We start from the raw sequence: 24,064 nt of genomic DNA, 5'->3' as shown, positions 1-24,064 counted from the left end.
GGAGAGCGTGTTCCGGGAATTTAATGATCCGCCAAGAGCGGATGAGTTCAGCGAGCTGATCAAGAAGCGGCTGGAGGAGGTAAAAGCATCGGGGGGCACCCGCGAAACGGTCACGATCGACTGGAACGACAAGGCCACGCACGTTGAGGTGATTGATCTTCCGCTCAGTAGCCTCTACTTCAATCCGGGGACACACCGTATCCGGGCGCAGCGCAGTCATGACCCTGCGAAGGACGGTGCGCTGGAGGACGATCCGTGGAGTGTGGAGAGCCAGGACTACCTGAAATTCCTGCTGCAAGCGGAGCCTTCGAATCCGAATCGAAGGGACTCCGCGTTCGAGGCGCTGAAGGATAGCCTGGAGCAGTTCGGTCAGAACGATCCCGGCCTGGTCACGCACCACGGCGTGCTTGTCAATGGAAACACCCGCGCTGCCGCGCTGCGGGAGGCCGGTGCGCAGTCGATGCGGGTGGGAGTGCTGCCGGCTTCCTTCACCTGGGCAGATATCAACGCTGTTGAGCTGTCGCTACAGTTGCGCAAAGATCACCGGCGTGACTATTCATATATCAACCGGCTGCTTGCCATGGAGGAACAGGCCGCACTGGGGCGAACGCCGGATGTCATTGCCAAGGAGTTCCGGGTCCAGGTAAAGACCTACCATCAGGAGCGCTGGATTCTCGGTACCATCCGCGAACTGATTGAGCGGAGCAGGAGTGGGGGCGGGGTTTCCCTGAGACTGGTCGATTTCGAGTACGACCAGGAGAAACTGAAGGAGCTGGAAAGGCTCTACAAGAAAGTTTCGGCGGCAGAGCCGGACGATGGCGAGATCGTCAAGGAACTGCGGCTGGCTGCTATTCTCCTGGACTTTTCTAAGACGGACGTACGCCATATTGACGAGTATTTCGTAGAGAAAGACTATCTCGTTACGGAACTGCCGCCCGGCTTCAGCGATCTCGGCTCCGGAGTGGAACAAGAAGCAGTAGCCGTACCCGGTCTGGGTGTGTCCGTGACTGGAGCATCCGCCCGGGTGGCCGCCGCGCGTGCACTCAACGACCAGATTCTGCGGGCCAAGGCCCTGGCGGGAAGTTCCGAGCCGGCCACGGAGGAGAAGCAGGCGGCTCAGAAGGTCTTTGACGAGGCGAAGGAGGCATTCGACAAGGCCATCGACGCCGCCGGCCGTGACGCCCGGGTGCGGAAGAGGAAGCAGCTTGCACCCGCCCGGCTGGCGGATGCCTGCGCGGACATCGATCAGTGCGTGGTCGAGGTGGTCCAGGCGCGCGCGGCCCGGAGCCTCGATGAAGCGGCACTCGACGAAGCAGTGCTGAGACTGCGGGAGAGTCTGCGGAAGCTTGCTCAGCAGGCTGGACGAGTTCAAGGGGAACCGGGCGACGGTGTTGCCTGGCTCGTAGAAGCCGTTGCCCCGAAGGAGACGCAGTGACCGACACTGCCGGGCAGGTGTCGTTGAATCTCGCGTTTGACGACACACGGACCAGGGTCATTCTCAGAACCACCGAAGACTACAGCGGAGATCTTGTTCAGCTGGCCGCCCGTTTCCGAACGGGCGGCCAGCTTGGCCGGCTGACCGCGATCGTTGATCTCGACGATCTGCTGAATAAGGTCGGCGAGATAGCGACCTGGCCGGATCCGTCGGGAGTGACATGGGCGCAGGATCTCAGAAACCTGGTACTGGGGAATATTCAGGACGCTGAGAAGGTCAAATCCAGGCTCAGCGATCCAGGAAGCGAAAGGGAGATCCATCCTGATGATGTCCCCGCGCTGCTCGGTGACCAGTGGATCGCGGAGCTTGGCGAATTTCAGCGCCGAGACATTGCCAAGCTGCTCTCGCTTCAGCATGGGGCCAACTTCAGCGTCCCCGGTGCGGGCAAGACAAGGGCTGCTCTTGGTGTTTACGCCGCCCAGCGGGAGAAAGGCAACGTCAAACGGCTTCTCGTTGTCTGCCCGAAGTCCGCGTACGAGTCGTGGCAGTACGAGACGGCGGTCTGCTTTCAGCACAGGCTCCGTACTCACGTGCTCGACGGGGCGACGGATCGCTGGGCGGAAGTGCTCATCGTCAACTATGAGCGACTTGACCGTTCACTCGGGACACTGGCGTCCTGGCTGAGGGCCGAGCCGAGCATGATCGTTCTTGACGAGGCACATCGGATGAAACTGGGCGTGCGGGGCACATACGGGTCTGCTTGTATGGCACTTGGTCCGCTGGCGACAAGGCGGCTGATTCTCACCGGTACGCCGGCGCCGAACGGGTCGAAGGACCTGGAGAGTCTGTTTGGTTTCGTGTGGCCGGGGCATGGTCAGCGGTCGGTTGAGCGCGCCGTTGCCGGAGGAGACCTGGCCTACGCCAGCGCGGCCCTGCAGCCTCTCTTCGCCCGGACGACCAAGCAGGAACTCGGACTTCCTCCGATGGACTTGAAGATGCGTTATGTAGATATGCCGCCTCTGCATGAGGAGATCTATGCTGCGCTGGTCGGGGGCGCGGACTCCAGAGGTAGGGCAGATGACCTGACCGCTCTTGGGCGAACGGCCTTGCGCTTGCTTATGGCTGCGACAAGTCCAGCCCTCCTGCTCGAAGGCGCAAGTCGCTATGAGCCGCTGGCGTATCAGCTTCCCCCTCTGGAGATCCCGAGAGGCCACTCACTCTACGCTCACATGCAGAATCTTCCTGATTACGAGCTCTCACCCAAGTACCAGGAAACGGCGGCGATTGTTGCTGAGAACGCCAGTCAGGGACGGAAAACACTGATCTGGACCACTTTTGTGCGGAGCCTCACTACTCTGGAACGACTTCTGGCGAAGTACAGTCCGGCAACTGTCTTCGGTGGAACGGTAGATCGTGAGGAGCAGCTCCGTCGCTTCCGGGAGGATCCGGCCTGCATGGTGCTTATCTCCAACCCGGCGACCCTGGGCGAGGGGATCAGCCTCCATCAGGTATGTCACGATGCGGTCTATGTCGATCGCGACTTCGTCGCGGGACGCTTCCTGCAGAGCTTGGACCGTATCCATAGGCTTGGGCTTCAGCCTGGGACCGAGACCAGTGTCACAGTGCTGGCGGTCCGCAACACCGTTGACGAGGTCGTCGCCGCCCGCCTTGACCAGAAGCTTGAGTTCATGGGGAAGATCTTGGATGACCCCTCTGTTCAGCAGCTCTCGGACTTGGAGGAAGAGCCTGCTGTGGCGGCTGGACTAGCCCCCAGCGATGTGGAGGCGCTTCTGGCGCACGTGCGGGCGGGCTAGGGCTGGTGGCGTTGGCGGCCGCCGCATCCAGCGGTGGTCGCCTATGAGGTTATGCTGCAAGATCTCGGGTGAGGCGGCTGCTCATTGCTGCGCAGTCTGCGAGACTTGAGCAGACTTTTTTCGCGCCATACACGAGGAGCAGCCGATGGCAGGCGATCACCCACGCCCGCGGAACGATAAGCCACTCACGTCAGTTGAGATCTGCGCGGGCGCAGGTGGGCAAGCCGTCGGTTTGCACCAAGCAGGTTTCCACCATCTGTCCCTAGTTGAGTGGGACCGTCACGCGGTGAACACTCTCAAGGCCAATGTCGGCGCCTGGCCTGGATGGGACGAGGCGAAGGTTGATGCCCTTGAGCCAGGTGATGTCAAGGACTTCCTTTGCTCCCCGCAGTACCAGGAGATTAAAGATCGCGGCCTGAGAGTTGACCTGCTGGCTGGCGGTGTTCCTTGCCCGCCATTCTCGCTTGCCGGTAAGCGACTTGGCGCCGATGATGAGCGGGATCTTTTTCCGGACATGCTTAAAATTGTTGCCGACATGAAGCCCAAGGCAATTATGATTGAAAACGTCCGAGGGATTCTTGAGCCTCCTCATGTATTTCTTGAGTATAGGCGGAAGATCATAAATGAGCTGTACGGGCTGGGCTACGATGTGCCGCTGATCAAGAATTATTGGTCCAATGTCAAGCAGAATGCGGAGATGTCTCAAGTCTGGCGGAAGCTAGAGGCAAAAGATTTTGGTGTGCCTCAGTTGCGACCTCGCGCTGTTCTTGTTGCCATTCATCGGGACTTCTCCCATGGGGTTGATTTCACCTGGCCGATTCGGACGCGTGCGGATAGTCTCTCTGTGTATGAGAAGCTTAAGCCTTCGATGCGTGAACGGTTCAACAAGTACTGGTCACTGAATAAGCATGGTCAGCCCTCGAAGAAGCGCGACGAGACTGGAGAATATCATTTTGACCAATGGCAAGATCGTGCGCTGAAGGCACTTTCGGCCGGTGTTGACGTAGCGCCGACCCTCGTTGGTGGTTCTCGGAAACATGGTGGCGCTGACCTGGGCCCTAGCCGGGCGAAGCAGGCCTGGGCGGTGCTCGGCGTTGACGGCAATGGAGTTGCCAACGAAATAGAGCAATGTGATCCGGCGCGTGACCTGTTTAGGCCGAATGGTCCCATGCTTACCGTGGAGCAAGCCGCGATCATTCAGGGGTTTCCGGCTGAGTGGGAATTCCAGGGCGGCAAAACCGCGCGATACCGGCAAGTGGGTAATGCCTTTCCGCCACCTGTAGCCGAAGCGGTCGGCCGGGCGATCGCTGCCGTATTGAGGCCAGAACTCCGTTCTAAGCTACTGGAAAGCTATGTAATGGACGACGGGACGGCTCTCGCTGGAGCGTCAGATTCAGAAGATCAGCCCGCGATCTTTTAGATGCTTGTTCTTCTCTAGACTGGCTCTGCGGGAAAGGACCGTGACCGCTACCTTTTCTGCGCAGTCAGTTGGCGACTCATGCTCCCAGAAGCGGAGAGACAGCCATCCGGCGTCAGCGAGTTTCTGATCGGTGTCACGATCACGGTTGACGTTGCGGAGCACTTTTTCGGACCAGTAGGAAGAATTGGTCTTGGGTGACACGTAATGTTCTGGGCATCCATGCCAGTAGCAGCCGTCCACGAATACTGCGACCAAGGCGGGACGGAATACGAGATCAGCGGTCCGGCGTAGTTCGGGCAGCGGACGGGCGCATACCCGGTAACGGAGACCTTGAGCGTGAATGAGACGTCGAAGGGTCTGCTCCGGCTTCGTATCACGGCTGCGGATCGCCTGCATGTTGCGGCGGCGAGCTGCTGAAGAAGCCCAGGAGCCTGCTGGGGCATCCCACTCAACACTGTCTGGCATACGCTCAGAATATCTTCAACCTCTGGGCGGCTCCTGGGTGAGCCGAACCCCAGCACGGGCAGGGTGCCCTGCCCGTGCTGCTCGCCTTATACGCGGCAGGATGAGCCGGCGGAGGGGCGCGGGCCATGGCTGGTGACGGCCAAGAGCCCTTTGGGCCGCCCGAAGGGTGATCTTCATTGAGGGATCGACGACTGGACTTCGATCGTCTGAGTCAGTTGGGTTTCCGCAGTGATCCGGAGACGCTACGCCCTGCCCGGACTGCCGTGGCAGTCGCGGTAGGGCTTGTCTGAGGTGCACCAGCAGGGGGCGTTGCGGGGTGGGGGCCAGGGGGTGGCTCGGCCTCGGGCGGCGAGGGTGGTGGCGTATTGGGGGAGCAGGGCGGTGTTGGAGGGGGAGGACTGTTCCGAGGCCGCGAAGGCCTCGTAGGAGGGGACCGTGGCTGTGACGATGCCCAGGTTGGGGGTGCCGGTGGCGGCCAGGTCGCGGAGCGAGGCTTCCAGCTGGGACAGATGGGCCTCGTGGGAGGGGTACTCGGTGGCCAGGGCGGGGTACGCGGTGAGGAGTTCGGTCAGTTCCGGCTGCGGCCAGTGGAGGACCGCCACGGGGAAGGGGCGGGACAGGGCCGTCCGGTAGGAGCCGAGTTCGGCGCGGAGGCGGGTGATCTCGGCCTGGAGTTCGGCGGGGTTGTCGGAGCCCAGGGACCAGAGGCGTTTGGGGTCGTGCAGCTCGTCCAGGGAGACCGTCGAGGGGTGGACGCGGTCGGCGAGGGCGTCCCAGTCGTCGTGGTCCAGGCCCAGCAGACGGCGGACGCGGTGGCGGCCGATCAGCAGGTTGTGGGTCGGGTAGGGGACCTCTTCGCCCGGGGTGAGCAGCAGATTGAGGGCCGTGGTGAAGGCGTCGTGGGCCGCGGGCAGTTCGTCGTGGGACTCCAGCGTCTCGGCCACGATCTCCCAGGGCGCCGGGTCCAGCGGGGCGGCGGAGCGCAGGCCGTCGATGATCGCGCGGGCCTCGGCCTCGTGTCCGTACTCCCAGAGGTTGGCGGCCTTGAGCGCCTTCACCAGATGGGGGTGGTCGGGGGAGCCCGCGAGGAGGGTGTCGTAGAGGCCGGTGGCGCGGTCGCGGTCGCCGGCCAGTTCCAGATGGGCCGCGGCCTGGAGGAGCAGGGGCTCGTGATCCTCGGGGTACTGGGCCGCCGTACGCAGCAGGCGCTCGGCTTCCGTGGGGTGGTCGGCAGGCATGTCGGGGCGCATGGTGCACACCGTACTGCTGTACGGGATACGGGCGGAGGGGAGGCCGCGCCCGGTGCGGCCCCGCGGTCCTGACGTGCTCGGACGTCGCCCTCCGTCCGCGTCGGGCCGCCTCCGGGCCGCCTCGTCCGCTCCGGTCTGCTCCGACTGCTCCGGTCGCTCCCTCTGCTCCGTCGCCTCCGGGCCGCGCCGTCCCGTCCGTCACCTTCGGCCGCTGTCGGCGTTCGCGTCGCTCCTCCCTGGGTGAGCTGCGGTCCGGCCGCGCCGACTGGGCAGGGTCACGCCGTTTTGCGCGGGTGACGGCGTTCCCGTAGCGCCAGTACCGTCGCCGCGCCCACCAGCGTGAGGCCCGCCGAGACCAGGATCGCCAGGTCCGTGCCGTGTGCCGGATCGGCGGCCGAGGTCGCCACCGCGATGATCAGCGCGACGCCGGCCGACGAACCGAGGTAGCGCGCGGTGTTGTTGGCGCCCGAGCCCATCGCGGCGCGCTCCGTCGGCACGGACTCGACGGACAGCCGGGGCAGCGCGGCGTTCAGCAGACCGCTGCCCACGCCCGCGACGAACAGGCCGGGCACCAGACGTACCCAGGACCCGGCGTCCAGCGCGCCCAGCATCCCCAGCGCCCCCGCCGTGTGCAGTACGAAGCCCAGCGCCAGCTGATGGCGGGCCGCCACCCGGCCCGCGAGGCGCCGGGCCTGGAGAGCGACGAGAAAGGCCGTACCCGACCAGAGGAGGAAGAGCCAGGCCGCGCCCAGCGCCGACATATGGATGGTCTGCTGGAGCAGCGACGGCAGATAGCTCATCAGGCCGATCACCGCGAGACCGGTGAACAGCGCGCCCGTCGACGCCGCCCCGAACAGCGGCCGGCGCAGCAGCCCCAGATCGATCAGGGGAGCGGCGGTGCGCCGTTCGATGAGGGTGAAGAGAGCGGTGAGGACGGCCGAGGCCAGCAGCAGGAGCAGGACGGGCGCCCGCAGCCAGCCGTCCCGTCCCAGGGTGAGCGCGCTCAGCAGCGCGGTGAAGGCCAGGGCGAGGGTGACAGCACCCGAGACATCGGGTCGATTCCGGCGGGCGGCACGTGATTCCGCGAGTACGCGGACGCCGAGACCGGCGATGACGAGCGCCGCCACGCCGAGAACGGCGTAGGTCAGCCGCCAGCCGGAAGCGTTCGGTCCGCTCACTTCGTTCAGCCCCCCGGCCAGCAGCGGGCCCAGGGCTATCCCCGCGCTGACGAACGCGCCCCACACCCCCGTCGCCCTGATCCTGGCCGGACCCGCCGGGAACGCGTGGACCAGCAGCCCCAGACTGCTCGCGATGATCGCCGCGCTCGCCGCGCCCTGCGCGACCCGGGCGAGTGTGAAGAGCAGCGTGCTGTCGGTGAGACCGCCGAGCGCGGTGGTGACACCGAGGGCGAGGGTGCCCAGGAGGAAGATCCTGCGCCTGCCGTAGTCGTCGGCGAGGCTGCCCGCGATCAGCAGAACGGCGGCGAGGCCGAGCGGAGCGCCGTTCAGCAGCCAGGCCTGGCCGGAGAGCGGGGTGTGGAAGGCCGCGCTCATGCTCGGGAGGGTGAGCAGCGGGGTCGTGTAGTTCATCAGGGCGACGGTGGTGGCCGCGCTGGTCACGGCGAGAGTGGCGCCGGGGCGCGCGCCTGCGGATGCGCCTGCGGATGCGGATGCGGATGCGGATGCGGACGTGGTCCGGGGCGCCGGAGGTGCGGTCCGCGGGGCGGCGGGTGCGGGTGCGGTCGCGCTCGTGGCCGTGGTCGCGGTCGCGCTCGCAGTCCCGGCCTCCGTCGTCCCGGCCCCCGCCGCCGTGGTGGGCGCGGGCCGGTTCCCGGGCTGGTGCAGGGGCTCGGGCTGAGCCTGGGCCATGACGTCTCGTCCCCTCGGTGGCGGATCCCCTTTGCGGCGGATCGGCGGATCGGTGGCGGATCTATAGGTTCGGTGAATGAACTCACCACTGGCGCCGACCTTAGCAGTCTGAAGGTTCATTCATTGAACCCAAATCTTGTTAAGCTGCTTCCATGGCTCTGGGCAAGGACTACGTGACACAGCAGTGCTCGATCGCCCGCGCGCTGGAGGTCCTCGGCGAGCGCTGGACGCTCCTCGTCGTGCGCGACGCCTTCTACGGCATCCGCCGCTACAACGACTTCCTCGTCCATCTCGGCCTGCCCCGCGCCGTACTCGCCACCCGCCTCCAGACCCTTGAGCGCGCCGGTGTCCTGGAGAAGCGGCGCTATCAGGACTCCCCGCCGCGTGACGAGTACGTCCTCACCGACAGCGGGATCGCCCTCTGGCCGATCGTGCGGTCGCTCGGTCTGTGGGGCACCGCACATATGCCGGGTACGAAGCGGTTGCGCGTGTTCACGCACGCCGACTGCGGTACGGAGCTGGGCCCGTACGGCGAATGCCCGGCCTGCGGTACGGGCGTGCCGCCCCAGGACGTGGAGGTGCTGCCGGGCGAGGGACTGGATCCGGAGCCCGGCGATCCGGTGAGCCGGGCCCTGCTCCGGCCCCGCCGACTGCTACAGCCCCTTGAGGTCGATCGTGTATAACGGCTGAAGCGGCATTTGTCGTACGAGCCGGACGAGCCGCGTCGGCGGAACGCGCGGTACCCGCGGTACGGGGGTACGGGCCGTACGAGCACGTCGCACCTGCCGCGCGAGCGGTCGGACGAGGACGACGGGACGAGACAGGACGAGACGAGAGGGGCAGGCCATGGTCCGCAGCGCGCTTCGGCTGCTGCGCCCCGCCGGGCTTCTGCTCTTCCTGCTCACCGAGACCCTGCTCATCGACGCCGGCAGCCTCTCCGCCGCCGTCGCGCTCGCCGCCACCGCCGCCGTGGGCTCCGCCCTCACCGTCTGCGCCGTCATCAGCGCGCGCTCCGTGCCGGCCCACCCGCCGCACCGGGTACGGACGGCCATCCGCGACCGCGAGCAACGCACCGCCTTCCTGCCCCAACGGGATCCCGATGCCTCGGGCCGTACCCGTCCCCGAGCACCCGGCCGCCGCCCGCCGACGGCCGCGTGGGCGCAGGGGTAAGAGCAGCAGGGGTAAGAGCAGCAGGGGTAGGAGCAGGGGCAATAGAGGAGTCATGAGGGGCAGCAGGGACAGCGAGCACTCGTAGCTCCCCGCGGAACGAAGCCCCCGCTCACCCCCGCTCCCCCCGCTCATCCCCACACACCTCCACGCGGGTCGTCATGCCGAAGCGCCGCCTCATGGCGGACCGGCGGACCAGTCGCACCGCGCGTGCCGGCACGTATCAGCGCGCGCGTATCGCGGCCGTCCGCCTCCCACCGGCACGGCACGACGAGACCCCACGGAGGGCTCACCATGTCCGCTTTCATGTCCGTTTTCGCCAACCTGGTCACAGGTCTGGCCGATCTGCTCCAGCCGCTCTTCCACACGGGGGCCGCGCCCGCGGCGATCGTCCTGTTCACCGCCTGCGTACGGCTCGCGGTCCACCCCCTCTCCCGCGCGTCCGCCCGTGGCCAGAAGGCCCGTACCAGACTCGCCCCGCAGATCGCCGAACTGCGCAAGAAGCACGGCAAGAATCCCGAGCGCATGCAGAAGGCGCTCAGGGAACTGCACGCCAAGGAGAAGGTCTCGCCGCTCTCCGGCTGTCTGCCCAGCCTGGCGCAGATGCCGGCGTTCTTCCTGATGTACCACCTCTTCTCCAACCGGACGATCGGCGGCGAGCGCAACGAGCTCCTCGGCCACTCCCTCTTCGCCGCGCCCCTAGGTGACCGCTGGACCGACGCCCTCGCGCACGGCGGGCTGTTCGGGGGAGCGGGGCTCGTGTATCTGGCGCTCTTCGCGATCATCGCCGGGGTCGCCACCTTCAACTTCCGGCAGATGCGGATCCAGCTCGCGAACGCGCCCGCGATGCCCGCCGGGCCCGACGGACAGCAGGTCCCCGGCATGGGCGCGATGACGAAGATGATGCCGCTGCTCTCCTTCGCGACGCTTTTCACCGTCGGTGTGGTGCCGCTGGCGGCGGCGCTGTACGTGGTGACCAGTACGACCTGGACGGCGGTCGAGCGGTACTTCCTCTACTACCGGGGCATGCCGGTGGCGGGAGTGGTACCGGCCACCGTGCCGTAACCGCCGTGCCGCAGCAGCCCTGCCCGTAACCGCCGGACCGTAGGCGCTCGGCCGCTTCCGAGGCGAGTGCCCGCCATCGCCGCGTAGGACGCGTGAGGGTGGGGATGGTCCTGGTGGTGGGGTGGTGACGGGAGCGGCGGGGGGTGGCTCGGGGGGTCCAGGGTGTGAACTGGGCCTTGCGGAGTGATCCGATGTCTTGGAGGATCAGCCAATCCCCCGATGGCCATGCCCATCGGCTTGGCAATGCTCGACCCAGAGGGAGATAGAGGATGAAGCTGCTGCGTGTCGGTACGGCGGGGGCGGAGCGCCCGGCGCTGCTCGACGAGGACGGGACGACCCTCAGGGATCTGTCCGCGCTGGTCACGGACATCGACGGGGCTCTGCTCGCCGACGAGGCCGCGCTCGACCGGATCAGGTCGGCCGCCGCCTCGGGCGAACTGCCCGTGCTCGACGGTGACGGCGTACGGATAGGGCCCCCGCTCGGCCGGATCGGAAAAATCGTGTGTATAGGGCTGAACTACCACGATCACGCGGCCGAGACGGGCGTGGAGCTGCCGAGCGAGCCGATCATCTTCTTCAAGGCGCCGGACACAGTGGTCGGACCTGATGACACCGTCCTGGTGCCCCGGGGCAGCAGCAAGACCGACTGGGAGGTCGAGCTCGCGGTCGTCGTCGGACGGACCGCCCGCTATCTGGACTCGGCGGAGGAGGGCCTCGCGCATGTGGGCGGGTACGCGGTCTCGCACGATGTCTCCGAGCGCGAGTTCCAGATGGAGCGCGGTGGTACGTGGGACAAGGGCAAGAACTGCGAGACGTTCAACCCGCTGGGCCCCTGGCTGGTGACGGCGGACGAGGTGCCGGACCCGCAGGCGCTGCCGCTCAGGCTCAAGGTGAACGGGAAACTCCAGCAGAACGGGACGACCGCCGACCAGATCTTCGGAGTGGGCGAACTCGTCCGGTACGTCAGCCAGTTCATGACGCTGTATCCGGGCGATGTCATCAACACGGGGACGCCGGCGGGGGTGGCGCTGGGCAAGCCGGAGCCGAAGCCGTATCTGCGGGCGGGCGATGTGGTGGAGCTGGAGATCGAGGGACTGGGCGCTCAGCGCCAGGAGCTGAAGGACGCGTAGCGCCTTCGGCGGGAGGCGTCGGACGTACGAGCTGGAGGCGCCGGACGGACGAGCGGGAGGCGTCGGACGGAAGAGCGGGAGGCGTCGGACGGAAGAGGTGAGGAGTCCGGGACGGAGGAATCCGGGGCGGGGCGGGGCAGTTTGCCACCGCGACCGCCCCGGATACGGGATCAGCCGCGCAGCCGCTCCAGGGCCTCCACCACCATCGCGTGGTCCTCGGCCTGCGGCAGGCCCGAGACCGTGACCGTACCGACGATGCCCGCGCCCTCGACCGCGAGGGGGAACGAGCCGCCGTGGGCCGCGTAGAGATCCGGGTCGAGACGCGAGGACTCCTCGAACGTGCTGCCCTTGGCCCGGAAGCGGGTGCCGACGAGGAACGAGCTGGCGCCGTACCGTTCCACGACCCGGCGCTTGCGGTCGATCCAGGCGTCGTTGTCCGCCGACGAGCCGGGGAGCGCGAAGTGGAAGAGCTGCTGTGCGCCCCGGCGGATGTCGATCGCCACCGGCGCGTTCCGCTCGCGTGCCAGCTCGACCAGCAGGGTGCCCAGGGCCCAGGCGTCGTCGTGGGTGAAGTGACGCAGGATCAGCCGGGCCTCCTGCGCTTCGAGTTCGGCGACGGTGGGCGAGGGGGCCGGCTCGGGCACGGGGGTCGGCTCCTGCGGTTCGGGAGTCGGCTCGGGCACGGATGCGGGGGTGCTCATGACTCGGTCTCCAGGGTGATCGTGGTGCCCTCGCGGGCCGAGCGGCGTGCCGCCTCCAGTACGTCGAGCGTCGACGCGGCCTCGTACGCCGTCACCGGGGGCGCGATGCCCTTGCGCAGTGCGGTGGCGATGCCCGCGTAGTAGGCCGGATAGTCACCGGGCTCGGTCTCCACCGGATAGCCGCCACCTGTCAGCGGTGACTCTCCCGCCCCGATCCGCCCCCACAGCGACTCGGGCTCCACGCCCCAGCTCGTGTCGGCGCCCGGCCGTCCGCCGTCACGCAGGTCGGCCTCCTGCGGGTCGAGTCCGTACTTCACATAGCCGGCCGTCGAGCCGAGCACTCGGAAGCGGGGGCCGAGCTGGGCGGCGGTGGCGCTGACATACAGATGGGAGCGGACACCGGTGGTGTGGGTGATGGCGATGAAGGTGTCGTCGTCGGCCGCGGCGCCGGCACGGCGTACGTCCGCCTCCGCGTACACCCGTTCCGCCGGACCGAACAGGACCAGCGCCTGGTCCACCACATGGCTGCCGAGGTCGTAGAGCAGCCCGCCGATCTCCTCGGCGGCGCCCGACTCGCGCCAGCCGCCCTTGAGCTGGGGACGCCACCGCTCGAAACGGGATTCGAAGCGCTGTACGTCACCGAGCCGGCCGGTGTCGATGAGCCGGGCGAGGGTGAGGAAGTCGTTGTCCCAGCGGCGGTTCTGGAAGACGGAGAGCAGCAGCCCGCGCTTGTCGGCGAGCGCGGCCAGTTCGCGTGCCTCGGCGGCGGTGCCCGCGACGGGCTTGTCCACGACGACGGGCAGTCCGGCCTTGAGCGCGGCCGTCGCGAGCGGGACGTGTGTCTTGTTGGGGGAGGCGATGACGATCAGGTCGAGCGTGTCGGCGCGCTCCCACAGCTCGTCCGGCGACGCCGCGAACCGTATCCCCGGGAATTCGGCGCCCGCCTGCTCCCGGCGCTCCGGGTTCGCGGTGACGACGGTGTCGAGGACGAGCCCGTCCGTGGCGGTGATCAGCGGGGCGTGGAAGACGGAGCCCGCGAGGCCGTAGCCCACGAGTCCGACGCGCAGAGGGGGGCCGGTGCGGGCGCCAGTCAAGGTCATGGCACCACTTAAGCAACGGCGTTGCCAAAGTGCAACCACGGGGGACAATGGCGGACGTGGAGAGAAGAAACGGGGATGTCGGGGGAGTGGCCGGGAGCGGGGCGGACGCGGGCGCGGGGACAGGCGCCGGAAGGAGCGCGGGGACAGGCGCCGGAAAGGCCACCGGAACGGGTGCGGGTGCGGGAACGGGAACGGGTGCGGGCGCCGGAACGGGTGTGGGTGCGGGGGCCAATCTGCCGGCGCTGCGCAGCTACAACGCCGCGCTGGTGCTCGACCTGCTGCGCGCGGCGGGCGACGGCGGGATCAGCAGACTGGAACTCGCCGAGCGCACCGGACTCACCCCGCAGGCGGTCAGCAAGATCACGGCCAGGCTGCGCACGGAGGGCATGGCGACGGAGGCGGGCCGTCGCGCCTCCACGGGCGGCAAACCGAGGACCGTGCTGCGGCTGGTGCCGACCGCCGCGTACGCGGTCGGGCTGCATCTCGACCGCGACGAGCTGACGGCGGTCCTGATGGATCTGTCCGGGGCGCTGGTCGCCGTACGGACGGCCCCGTTCGACCTCGGCGCGGGGGCGGAACGGGTGGTCGAGGCGGCGGCGGTACAGGTGGACGCGGTGCGTGCGGAAGTGCTGCGGGCCGGGTCCGTACGAGCCGAGTCGGTACGGCCGGAGACCGCACGAGCCGCCCGGCCTGTGCGGTCGGAGTCCGTACGGGGCGAATCCGTACGGGGCGAATCCGTACGGTCCGAGTCCGCGCGAAGTGAATCCGCGCGAAGCGAATCCGTGCGGGCGAGCGCGCGCTACGACGTACGACGTGACGCGCGGGCGGATGACGGGGCCGGTCGTGGCCGGAGTGGCGCGTGGCCGGACAGGGGACCGCGTGTACGGGAGTCCGACGCGCCGGCGGTCGGCGTTTTCGGTGGCCGGGCCGCCGGTCCGCCGGGAGCCCGGGACGTGCTCGGGGTCGGGGTCGCCATGCCGGGACCGCTCGACCACCGCACCGGGGTGCCCGGACGCGTCACCGGATTTCCGCAGTGGGCGGGGTTTCCGCTGCGCGACGCGCTCGCCGCCCGGCTCCAGCTCCCCGTCGTGCTCGACAAGGACACCAACGCCGCCGCGCTCGGCCTCGCGCTGCGTGGCGCGGGTGGCGCGGGTGACTCCTTCGCGTATCTCCATCTCGGTACGGGCCTGGGTGCCGGGCTCGTGCTCGGCGGCGCGCTGCACCGGGGTGCCCGCACCGGCGCGGGGGAGTTCGGCCATCAGGTCATCCAGCTCGACGGCCCGCCGTGCGACTGCGGCAACCGCGGCTGCGTGGAGGCGCTCTGCCTCGCCGCCGTCGCCCGTGGCGAACCGGCCGAGGCGGCGCGGGTGCTCGGCGCCGGGGCGGCGAACCTCGTCGGACTGCTCGACATCGACCGCGTCCTGCTCGGCGGCCGGACGATCACCGCGCACGAGGAGTGTTTCGTCCGGGGCGTGGGGGCCGTCGTGGCCGAACGCGCCCGGGGCGCGGTCGTTCCGGTCCTGGCGGCCGACGGCGGGCCGTATCCGGTCGCCGAGGGGGCGGCGCAGCTCGTCCTCGCGCCGGTCTTCGGACACCGGCGGGCCTCTGAGATGGGCTGATGGAGTGGTTTGTGTGATTTTCCGGCCGTCCGGGGCCGTGGCGCCCAGGACGGGCGACGGGCGCGTGACAGCGTCGGAGGTTCTGATGGCGGCGGCCGGGCCGGCCTGATAGGCGCGCCCGACAGCCGACAGCCGACAGCCGACAGCCGACAGCCGACAGCCGACAGCCGATCGCGCGGACCGTGGGCCGCGAACCACGATCCACGAACCCCGAACCGCTGACCTCCACCTCGACCGTCCGCCGGACCCGCTGGACCCGCCCGACCGCCTCGCGATCAGCAAAGGCCATGTCACCCATGCGACTGCGTCACGCCCCCGCCACCGGAGTCACCGCAGCCGCCGGAGCCGCCGCGACCGTTCTGGCCGTCGTCGCCGTCGCCGCCATGACCGTCGCGCCGACGGCGATGGCCTGCATCCCGCCCAGGGGCACGCCCACCACCACACGGGCCATGACACCGACGCCCGCCGAGGCATCCTCGCTCCCCGCCAACAGGCGCGAGCCGAGATGCGGCAAGGTCTCCGACCCGGAGTTCCCGATCACGACCCGTATCCACGGCGGACCCGACGACTACCGGCCCGGCGGTGACGCGGGCACGTGGTCACTCGATCTCACCAACACCACCGGCCGGACGTGCCGGGACATCCACCCCGTCCTCGTCCTCGTCGACCGGCACCGGGCGCTCGACGTCTCCCAGCTCACCCTGGAGATCACCGACGGCGAGGGACGCTGGCGGACGCTGCCGCTGGAGAAGACCGAGCGGGACGAGATCATCGGCGTCCTCGACGACGGCTCGCCGGGCCTTGTCGTAGCGGCCGGCCGTACGGTCAGCGTCCGCGCGCGGCTCGCGTTCGCCGCGGGCACGGAACCGAACAAGATCATCGTCACGGCCGCGACCGTCCAGCGGCGGGGCAGCGACGGCGACTGGGTCGGGGAGTCCAACGCCTATCGGCTCTCCCTCCGGGCGGGCGGCGGTGACGGTGACAGCGGCGGTCACCGGGACGGCGCGGGCCATGGCGACCGTGCCGGACAGGGTGCCGGACACGGAGACGGCCTGGGCGGCGGAGACGGTGGCGGCCCTGGGGCGAGCGATCACGGCCGTACCGTCCCGCGTACGCCCGCGCCCACCGCCGGGCATCCCGACCCCGGCGACCGGCTGCCCGGATCCCGGCAGTTCGCCCGTACCGACTCCGACAGCGATCTCCTCGGCCGGACCGCCGCCTTCGCCGCCCTGCTCACGGCCGGAGCCGTCCTCGCTCTGGGCATCGGGCGACTCCGTACCGATCGCGGCATCCGCATGGACGGTCCGGACCGCACGGACGGTAAGGACCGTACGAACGGCAACGACCAGCCCTGAAGCCCGCAGGGCCGACGCCAGGGCCGACGCCACGGTCTGCGGCACGACCGGCGCCACGGCCTGCGGCACGACATTCAGCCGCGCTCCGGAACGCTCATCGAACCGCCCCCGCCGCATGGGGAGTTGACGGACGCCCCGATCCTCCGTGCCACCCGCGCCCATGCCCCCCGGCGGGATCCCACGGGATCCCGTGGGATCCCGCCGGGGCTCCGCCCTGCGGCCCTCCGATCAGGCACTGGACGCTTGTACCGTCCGTGCGACGCCCTGGTTAGGCTGGGCGGGTCGGATCATATGGAGTATTGGCCACCGCAGAGCGGAGAACAGTCCAGTGGCAGAGCGCAAGCCGATCGAGTCGTGGCTCACGGACATGGACGGTGTGCTCATTCACGAAGGGGTTCCGATCCCTGGCGCCGCCGAGTTCATCAAGCGACTGAGAGAGTCGGGCAAGCCCTTCCTCGTCCTCACCAACAACTCCATCTACACACCGCGCGATCTCCAGGCACGGCTGGCCCGGATGGGACTCGACGTACCCGTCGACAACATATGGACCTCGGCCCTCGCCACCGCCAAGTTCCTGGAGGCGCAGCGCCCCGACGGCACGGCCTATGTCATCGGCGAGGCGGGACTGACCACCGCGCTGCACGACATCGGCTATATCCTCACCGACCACGAGCCGGACTATGTGGTGCTCGGTGAGACCCGTACCTACAGCTTCGAGGCGCTGACCAGGGCGATCCGGCTGATCAACGGCGGAGCGCGGTTCATCTGCACCAACCCCGACGAGACAGGACCCTCGACCGAGGGCCCGCTGCCCGCGACGGGCGCGGTCGCCGCGCTGATCACCAAGGCCACCGGCAAGGACCCGTACTTCGCGGGCAAGCCGAACCCGCTGATGATGCGCACCGGGCTCAACGCGATCGGCGCGCACTCCGAGACCAGCGCGATGATCGGCGACCGGATGGACACCGATGTGCTGGCCGGTCTGGAGGCGGGGGTGGAGACGTTCCTGGTGCTGACCGGAGTGACGACTCACGCCGATATCGACCGCTATCCCTTCCGCCCCTCCAAGGTCGTTGACTCGATCGCCGATCTTGTGGATCTCATCTGAGCACGTCAGCGAGGGGCGCGGCGGACTGGATCCTGTCCGGCCGCGCGCTGCGGATGCGGAAGGCCGTCGCACCGGTGAGTCTCTGAGTATCAGGAGGTTCACGATGCGTTCAGGGTTGCCCCGTCTCCGTGCCATGTGGGTGGCCGCCGCCGTGCTGGTGGCCGCGCCGGTCCTCGGTCTCACCGTGATCCGGGCCCATGACTCCGTCGCGCGGGCCCATGAGTCCCTGGTGCGGGCCGATGACTCCGTACGGGGCACCCTCACCCCGTCGGCCGTCGCCCCCGGCGGTACGGCGGGGGCCGGCCGGGAGGAGGCGCGATCCGCCGGATCCGCCGGATGGACCGGCTCCAACGGGCCCGCGGGATCCGCCGGACCTCTGGGGACCCTGGGCCCCCTGGGACCTCCGAGACCCGCCGAGCCGTCCGAGCCGCCCGACTCCGCCGGGCCCGGTACCCCGCACGCGGTGGTCGGACTGGTCCTGGCGGGTGTGGCGGCGGTCGTCGTCGCCTTGAGAAGCGCGCGGCGGCAGCGCAACGTCCCCCCGGACCCGGACCCGGACCCGGACTCTGCTCCGGCTCCGGCTCCGGCTCCGGACCCGGCCCCGTCACAGCTCGCCCACGAAGCGGAACGATCCGCCTGACGGCCGGTGGCGGTATGCCAGGATTGGTGACGGCCCGTCTCGACCGGGCAGGCAGGCAGGCGGGCGGGCAGAGTTCGGGGGCGCCGGGGAGGGCGGTCCCGGTCGCGGTGCGTCGGCACAGTGCATCAAGGGGGAGTGGATGTACGGCAGTTATTCCGGTCGCGGTGCGCGCGTCCGTGCGGTGCTGAGGGCCGGAGCGGTGGGTGTGTCGGCGGGTGCGGTTCTGCTCCTCGCGAGCTGTTCCTCCGACGGCGGCGGGAACGGGGGCGGGGACGGGGACGGTGACGGCGGTACGAAGGTGTCGCCGATAGGCCAGCGGCCCAAGGCGCAGGCCCCGTACTGGGTCAACCCCGACGGCACGGCGGCCCGTCAGGTCGCCGCGTACGCGGGCGAGGGCGACACCCGGAGCGCCGCCCTGATACGGAAGATCGCCGAGCAGCCGGTCGCCGAGTGGATCGGCCCCGACACCCCGGAGGCCCAGGCCAAGGGCTTCACCGAAGCCGCCGCGAAGGCCGACCGGGACGCCCTGCTGGTCCTCTACAACATTCCGCACCGCGACTGCGGCCAGTTCTCCAAGGGCGGGGCCTCCGACGGCGACGCCTACCGCGCGTGGGTCGATCAGGTCGCCCAGGGCATCGGCGACCGCCGCGCCACGGTGATCCTGGAGCCCGACGCCGTACTGCACCTGGTGGACGGCTGCACCCCGGACCAGTTCCACGAGGAGCGGTACGACCTGCTCAAGGGCGCGATCAAGCGGCTCAAGGAGCAGCCGGCCACCTCGGTCTATCTCGACGCGGGCAACGCGGGCTGGCAGTCGCCCGACGCGCTCTTCGAACCGCTCCAGTGGGCGGGCATCGGCGACGCGGACGGTTTCTCGGTGAACGTCTCCAACTTCTACCCGACCGCGACGAGCGCGGACTTCGGCAGGCGGCTCTCCGAGAAGGTCGGCGGCAAGCCGTTCGTGATCGACACCAGCCGCAACGGCAACGGCCCGTACACCGGGGGCGACCCCGGCGAGAACTGGTGCAACCCCCCTGGCCGCGCCCTTGGCGAGGCACCGACGACCGATACCGGCGATCCGCTGGTCACGGCGTATCTCTGGGTGAAGCGCCCCGGGGAGTCGGACGGCGACTGCAAGGGCGGGCCCAAGGCGGGCGACTGGTATCCGCGCTACGCCCTGGATCTGGCGCGCAATACGAAGTAGCGCGGCGCGCACGGCGGTTCGGCGGCGGCGGGGAACCGCCGCCGCGGTCGAACCGCCCCGCGGTCGACCACCCGCCCGCCGCCGGTCGGCGGACCCCGGGCAGAACCTAAGGGATCTCCACCCACACGCCCTCGGACGGTGTGCCCTTCTCGTCCGTGACGAAGAGCATGTACCAGCCCGACGGGACCAGCGCGTCGTTCTTCGGGACCGTGACCTCGATACCGTCCGCGGTCTTCTTCAGATCCAGCGCCACCGAGCGCTGTTCGACATCGGTGACATGGGTGACCGCGCTGGGCCGCATCAGCTTCGCGGTCCTGATCGACCCCGGGTCCGCCGTCCTGAACTCCGCCGTCGCCCCGCGCTCGACGCTCTTCGGCCCGCCCGAGAGCGCGGGCCGCGAGTCGCGGAAGAGATACGGCGGCGTGTAGATCTCGATCCGCTGCTCGAAGACGCCCGGCTTGGTGTTGGCCTGGTCGGCGTAGAGCGGGTCCGAGCCGAAGATCAGGACCCGGCCGTCGGGCAGCAGGACCGAGCCCGAGTGGTAGTTGCGCCCCACCGCCGGATCCGCGACCCGCTTGTACGTGGCCGACTCCGGGTCGTACATCCGCGCCTGGAGGATGTCGGAGCCGCCGCGCCCCCGGTAGTCCTCGGAACCGCCGGTGATCAGCACGGAGTCGTCGGGCATCAGCGAGGCGCTCGGATAGCGCGTGCCCTTCTCCAGCGCCGGCCCGTCCTTGAACCGGGGCTCCGGGTCCTTGAGGTCGACCAGCCGGGACTTCTCGCTGGACTTCTCGGACTCGCCGACCCCACCACCGCCGATCACCATGAACCTCTGGTCCTGGGCGGGCGGCAGCATGACCGTCGCCGAGGTCTCCAACCGGTCGGGATCGCTCAGCCCCGGGATCTTCTCGAACTTGTTCGTCGCCAGATCCCAGACACCGGGGTCACGGCCGACATCGGCCGGCCCGTAACCGGCGTTCGAACCGCTGTAGAAGAGCTTGCCGTTGTCCATCAGGAAGATCGCCGGATAGGTGGGGAACTTCCTGATGATCCCGGTGTACTCCCACGACCTGGTCTTCGGGTCGTAGATCTCGTCCTTGCCGGGGACGATCTGGCCGATCTCGTCCAGACCGGAGAGCGCCAGCACCTTGCCGTCCCTGAGCGTGGTCAGCGTCGGATACCAGCGGGCCTCGTTCATCGGGTCGACGGTGATGTACTTCTCCGCGAGCGGATCGAACTCATAGGCTTCCTTGATGCCCTGGAAGTCCTTCTTGTCGAGCGCGAGCTTCTGCGCGATACCGTAGACATTGCGGGCGTCGGAGCCCTTCATGCCCTGCACCCGGTAGTTGTCCTCGGTGCCGGTCTCGAATTTCTTGCCGGACTGGCGCGCCTCGACATAGATACGGCCGAGGCCCGCCTCCGTCCGCAGGAAAGCGCCCGTCTGCGGATCGAAGACCTTCTTCGCCTTCTCGACCAGGACGGGATCCTTGGAGACGAAGGTCTTGCCGTTCTCCTTGCCGGTGAACATCGTGCCCGCGGGCAGGGTGATCGGCTTGTCCGGGTCCTCGTTGTGGACGATCATCAGGCCGCCGGCCTTGGTGACATCGCCCTTGAGCTTCTCGTACCGCTTGGTGCCGCCCGCCACCAGCAGGTTCCCGTCCGGCAGTTGGGTGTGCCCGGAGCAGAACATGTCCTTGGGGGTCGGGATCATCTTGTACCCGCCGGTCTTCGGGTCCCAGAGGATCGACTCGAACTTGCCCGCGTCGAAATTCTTCTGGTTGTTGCCCGAACCCGCTATCAGCAGCACCTTTCCGGTGTGCAGCAGGGAGGCGTGAATGGAATTGATTTTGAAATCGGCCGGGACGTCGAGAAAGTCCCAGTGCCCGTTCTCCGCCTTGTACTCGGGCCGGTTGATCTTGTACTCGTGGTACTTCTCCGAGCCGAACCGGTAGAGCGCCGGTCCGTTCACCCCGGCCACCACGACGACCACCGCGGCGCCTATCGCCATACGGCGGGCGCGGTTCCTGCGGTGATTCTGCCGGACGGGAACGGCGCTCATTTCTTAGGTCCCCCAAGGGAAATCTGTACGGTCTGATCGATGGCCGCGGGCGGTACGGCCGGGGCGGCGTGGGCGTCCGGGGCGGAGTGAGCGGCCGGAGCGCCCGGGGCGGTCTGCTGCCGCGGTACGAACGGCGCCGCGCCACCGGGTCCGTCCGGCTGCCCGCCACCGGACGTGTCCCCGTCGCGGTGCGCGCCCCGCCGCTTCCTCTTCCGCTCCTGACGCATCCCCCAGCGCCACGCGAGGATCGGGGCCGCCGTGATCAGCAGGGCCAGCGACGCCCAGGTGATCATCGCCGGATGGTCGTGCCCGAAGTAGAAGGAGGAGCCCAGCGAGCCGCCGAAGACCAGGATGAAGAAGAGATGGATACGGAAGGTGCCGAAGAGCGTGTCCGGGCTGGACGAGTCGCCCTTGGGCGTCACGACGAAGCTGCTCTTGCGGCGCAGCACGGCGTCCATCAGGGAGCGCGCGTAGATCGGCGCGGAGAGCGCGGACATCACCATGCCGGCCAGTCCGCCGGAGCCCTCGGGCTCGTGCGGCGAGACGTTGTGGCGGCGGTTCCAGATGTAGAGCCCGATCTGGAGGGCCGAGGCATTGCCGTACAGCATCATCCAGATGGCCGGGTCTATCTGCACACCCGAGGCGCCCATGCCCAGGAACAGCGCACAGCTCAGCGCCGCCAGGATCCAGTTGAGGGCCGACATCGGATAGAAGATGATCATCATGGTGTAGTTGAAGAGCTTGCCGGGCGGCAGTGTGCCGTAGCCGCGCCAGTACTGCTTGAGGATCGTCTCGTACGTACCGCGCGACCAGCGGAGCTGCTGGGTGAAGAAGTCGGTCCACGCGGTCGGGCCCTCGCCGACGGCCAGCACGTCCGGGGTGTAGACCGAGCGCCACTTGTTGCCGGACCGGGGATTCCTGGCGCGGTGCATCTCGAAGCCCGTCGCCATGTCCTCGGTGATCGAGTCGTACAGCCCGCCGATCTGCTTGAGCGCGCTGATCCGCACGGCGTTGCTCGTACCGACGAACATGGGCGCGCCGTAGCGGTTGCCCGCGCGCTGGATCAGGGCGTGGAAGAGGAACTGCTGCGATTCGGCGGCCTTGGTGACGAACGTGTCGTAATTGCCGTAGACCTGCGGGCCGATCACAAAGCCGACGTCCGGGTCGCGGAAGTAACCGAGCATCCGCTCCAGATAGTTGGGCATCGGGACATGGTCGGTGTCGACGGAGGCGAAGAAGTCGTAGCTGTCGCCGTGCGCGTCGAGCCACGCGTTGTAGTTGCCGTGCTTCGTCTTCGCGCGATGGGCGCCCTTGGGCTGGTTCCACTTCGCGATGCCCTTGCGGGAGAAGTGGTGCACCCCGAGGCGGGCGCAGACCTCCTTGACGGCCGGGTCGTCGCCCTCGTCGAGGAGCCAGACATGCATCAGCCCGCGGTGCCGGATCCTGACCGCCGCCTCCAGTGTCTTCGTCACCATCTCCAGGGGCTCCTTGCCCGGGACGAAGGAGGTGAGGAAGGCCACGCGGGTGCCGCTCTCGGGTACGACCGGCACCGGATCGCGCGCGACCAGCGTCGCGTGCGCGTTCGAGAGGACATTCATCGTACGGAACAGCTCGATCAGTCCGATCGAGACGAGCATCACGATGTCGAGGATGAGAAGCGTGTCGTTCTTGAGGTTCGGATCGCGCTCGGTCCAGTGCTGAGGCTGCATCAGCCAGGCGAAGAGCCCGAGCGAGAGCAGCGGCGCCGCGCCGAGCAGCAGGGCGGCCCGGATACGGTGCGGCTCCTGCGAGAGCAGGGACCGGTACTGGACGGTGTACGGCTTGGCGGGGTCGGGCCGGGTGAGAGGCCCGGCCAGCCGGCTGTAGTGCTCGTAGTCGTACTTGGGGAGCGCGGTCTTCCTGGGCCGGGGGCGCCGGCCACCACTTCCGAGGTGTGAGGGAATCCGAAGCTGAGTGGTCCGGGAAACGTCGTTGTCCCGGCGTGCGCCGTCCGGCGTCGACGTCATGAGTCATCCCCCCGCACGCGCGGTTGCCGCGTGATTGGTATCGAACGTTCCACCCGGAATGGTCCCCCTCGACCACCGGACCGGACGCGTCAACTGCTGCCCCGTCATCAAAGACAGAGAACGGTGGCCATCCGGTTGCACCCGTCCATGGGGGCATTCCCCTGCGCCGCGTCCATTCAACTGTTCGGACCGCATGCCCCATTGGAGTCAATGTGTTCAGGATAGGTTGTCCGACCGAGGTCGTGATCGCAAGGGAGAGAAAGGCCGATTGCCCGTTGTTCGGGCGATTTGATAGGCCGGTGCGGTCGGTGTGTTGGCGAGCATGTGCCATGCGCGGTGTGACTTCGTACCACTCCGTACGAGTCCGTACGACTGCGCGTGAGTCCGTGTGAATCCGAGCGAATCGGAGTGGGTCCCGACCGGTTCTGAACATCGGTGGTCGCCGGAACGAGCGAAGCCCTCTCATGCGCGATGAGAGGGCTTCCGCTGTGCGTGCGCCGCCAGGGACTCGAACCCCGGACCCGCTGATTAAGAGTCAGCTGCTCTAACCAACTGAGCTAGCGGCGCCTGCTGACCTGGAGAACTCTACCGGACCGGGGGAGGTGCCCCGACCATTTGATGACTGTTGCGGCCTGTCGGATTGTCTTTTCTTCCCCTT

At 68.4% G+C, this 24,064-nt stretch carries 19 protein-coding genes and 1 tRNA gene; 12 read left to right on the top strand and 8 right to left on the bottom strand.

Annotated elements, in window-relative coordinates:
* The first annotated feature begins 7 nt into the window (after window positions 1-7).
* The 3 genes from ACWGDX_RS09505 to ACWGDX_RS09495 all read left to right on the top strand — a co-directional run bounded on the left by ACWGDX_RS09505 (window position 8) and on the right by ACWGDX_RS09495 (window position 4,669).
* Window positions 8-1,435, top strand: coding sequence for a hypothetical protein (locus ACWGDX_RS09505; RefSeq protein WP_453623849.1), 1,428 nt, complete (start codon window positions 8-10; stop codon window positions 1,433-1,435).
* Window positions 1,432-3,249: a DEAD/DEAH box helicase gene (locus ACWGDX_RS09500; RefSeq protein WP_453623847.1), complete on the top strand. Its 1,818-nt coding sequence runs from the start codon at window positions 1,432-1,434 to the stop codon at window positions 3,247-3,249. Before ACWGDX_RS09505 ends, ACWGDX_RS09500 begins: the two co-directional genes overlap by 4 nt.
* 145 nt (window positions 3,250-3,394) lie before the next feature.
* Window positions 3,395-4,669 carry a DNA cytosine methyltransferase gene (locus ACWGDX_RS09495; RefSeq protein ID WP_453623845.1) on the top strand — a complete coding sequence of 425 codons (1,275 nt, stop codon included), beginning with the start codon at window positions 3,395-3,397 and terminating at the stop codon, window positions 4,667-4,669.
* Here the strand turns inward: ACWGDX_RS09495 and ACWGDX_RS09490 are convergent.
* The 3 genes from ACWGDX_RS09490 to ACWGDX_RS09480 all read right to left on the bottom strand — a co-directional run bounded on the left by ACWGDX_RS09490 (window position 4,643) and on the right by ACWGDX_RS09480 (window position 8,003).
* Entirely contained in the window at window positions 4,643-5,134 is a 492-nt protein-coding gene (locus ACWGDX_RS09490) for a very short patch repair endonuclease (RefSeq protein ID WP_453623843.1), read from the bottom strand. The genes ACWGDX_RS09495 and ACWGDX_RS09490 overlap by 27 nt on opposite strands.
* Before the next feature lie 242 nt (window positions 5,135-5,376).
* A complete protein-coding gene (locus ACWGDX_RS09485; protein WP_453623841.1) occupies window positions 5,377-6,384 on the bottom strand; it encodes an SEC-C metal-binding domain-containing protein in 1,008 nt (335 codons plus the stop codon).
* 275 nt (window positions 6,385-6,659) lie between these two features.
* A complete protein-coding gene (locus tag ACWGDX_RS09480) occupies window positions 6,660-8,003 on the bottom strand; it encodes an MFS transporter (protein ID WP_453623839.1) in 1,344 nt (447 codons plus the stop codon).
* Between the two features lie 401 nt (window positions 8,004-8,404).
* On the opposite strand from ACWGDX_RS09480, the gene ACWGDX_RS09475 reads away from it, so the two are divergent.
* The 4 genes from ACWGDX_RS09475 (at window position 8,405) to ACWGDX_RS09460 (ending at window position 11,614) form a co-directional block, all read left to right on the top strand.
* Window positions 8,405-8,935: a winged helix-turn-helix transcriptional regulator gene (locus ACWGDX_RS09475; protein WP_453623837.1), complete on the top strand. Its 531-nt coding sequence runs from the start codon at window positions 8,405-8,407 to the stop codon at window positions 8,933-8,935.
* 163 nt (window positions 8,936-9,098) lie between these two features.
* Window positions 9,099-9,422: a DUF6412 domain-containing protein gene (locus ACWGDX_RS09470; RefSeq protein ID WP_453623835.1), complete on the top strand. Its 324-nt coding sequence runs from the start codon at window positions 9,099-9,101 to the stop codon at window positions 9,420-9,422.
* A 291-nt stretch (window positions 9,423-9,713) separates the two neighbouring features.
* Complete coding sequence (locus tag ACWGDX_RS09465) at window positions 9,714-10,484, top strand: YidC/Oxa1 family membrane protein insertase (protein WP_453623833.1); 771 nt, start codon at window positions 9,714-9,716, stop codon at window positions 10,482-10,484.
* A gap of 269 nt (window positions 10,485-10,753) precedes the next feature.
* Window positions 10,754-11,614 carry a fumarylacetoacetate hydrolase family protein gene (locus ACWGDX_RS09460; RefSeq protein ID WP_363079170.1) on the top strand — a complete coding sequence of 287 codons (861 nt, stop codon included), beginning with the start codon at window positions 10,754-10,756 and terminating at the stop codon, window positions 11,612-11,614.
* A 170-nt stretch (window positions 11,615-11,784) separates the two neighbouring features.
* On the opposite strand, the gene ACWGDX_RS09455 is transcribed toward ACWGDX_RS09460, so the two are convergent.
* Entirely contained in the window at window positions 11,785-12,315 is a 531-nt protein-coding gene (locus ACWGDX_RS09455) for a heme-degrading domain-containing protein (protein WP_453623831.1), read from the bottom strand.
* On the bottom strand, window positions 12,312-13,415 hold the full coding sequence (locus ACWGDX_RS09450) for a Gfo/Idh/MocA family oxidoreductase (RefSeq protein WP_453623829.1): 1,104 nt from the start codon (window positions 13,413-13,415) through the stop codon (window positions 12,312-12,314). The genes ACWGDX_RS09455 and ACWGDX_RS09450 overlap by 4 nt, the downstream gene beginning before the upstream one ends.
* Window positions 13,416-13,630: 215 nt before the next feature.
* Here ACWGDX_RS09450 and ACWGDX_RS09445 point away from each other — a divergent pair, with 215 nt between their 5' ends.
* The 5 genes from ACWGDX_RS09445 to ACWGDX_RS09425 all read left to right on the top strand — a co-directional run bounded on the left by ACWGDX_RS09445 (window position 13,631) and on the right by ACWGDX_RS09425 (window position 19,341).
* Window positions 13,631-15,034, top strand: a complete 1,404-nt coding sequence (locus tag ACWGDX_RS09445) for an ROK family protein (protein WP_453623977.1) — start codon at window positions 13,631-13,633, stop codon at window positions 15,032-15,034.
* A gap of 296 nt (window positions 15,035-15,330) precedes the next feature.
* The gene (locus ACWGDX_RS09440; RefSeq protein WP_453623828.1) at window positions 15,331-16,389 is read left to right on the top strand and encodes a hypothetical protein; all 1,059 of its coding nucleotides are present in this window, start codon (window positions 15,331-15,333) and stop codon (window positions 16,387-16,389) included.
* Window positions 16,390-16,717: 328 nt separating this feature from the next.
* Window positions 16,718-17,497, top strand: coding sequence for an HAD-IIA family hydrolase (locus ACWGDX_RS09435; RefSeq protein ID WP_382852771.1), 780 nt, complete (start codon window positions 16,718-16,720; stop codon window positions 17,495-17,497).
* Window positions 17,498-17,600: 103 nt separating this feature from the next.
* Window positions 17,601-18,137, top strand: coding sequence for a hypothetical protein (locus ACWGDX_RS09430; protein ID WP_453623826.1), 537 nt, complete (start codon window positions 17,601-17,603; stop codon window positions 18,135-18,137).
* A 139-nt stretch (window positions 18,138-18,276) separates the two neighbouring features.
* Window positions 18,277-19,341, top strand: a complete 1,065-nt coding sequence (locus ACWGDX_RS09425) for a glycoside hydrolase family 6 protein (protein WP_453623825.1) — start codon at window positions 18,277-18,279, stop codon at window positions 19,339-19,341.
* A gap of 106 nt (window positions 19,342-19,447) precedes the next feature.
* Here ACWGDX_RS09425 and ACWGDX_RS09420 read toward each other — a convergent pair whose 3' ends face one another.
* The 3 genes from ACWGDX_RS09420 to ACWGDX_RS09410 form a co-directional block, all read right to left on the bottom strand.
* Window positions 19,448-21,400, bottom strand: coding sequence for a galactose oxidase-like domain-containing protein (locus ACWGDX_RS09420; protein WP_453623823.1), 1,953 nt, complete (start codon window positions 21,398-21,400; stop codon window positions 19,448-19,450).
* The gene (locus ACWGDX_RS09415) at window positions 21,397-23,406 is read right to left on the bottom strand and encodes a glycosyltransferase family 2 protein (RefSeq protein ID WP_453623822.1); all 2,010 of its coding nucleotides are present in this window, start codon (window positions 23,404-23,406) and stop codon (window positions 21,397-21,399) included. Before ACWGDX_RS09415 ends, ACWGDX_RS09420 begins: the two co-directional genes overlap by 4 nt.
* Before the next feature lie 493 nt (window positions 23,407-23,899).
* Window positions 23,900-23,973, bottom strand: a tRNA-Lys gene (locus ACWGDX_RS09410).
* Between the last annotated feature and the right edge of the window lie 91 nt (window positions 23,974-24,064).

The sequence above is a fragment of the Streptomyces sp. NPDC055025 genome (assembly GCF_053608565.1).
This window is presented reverse-complemented; position numbering and strand designations above follow the sequence as displayed.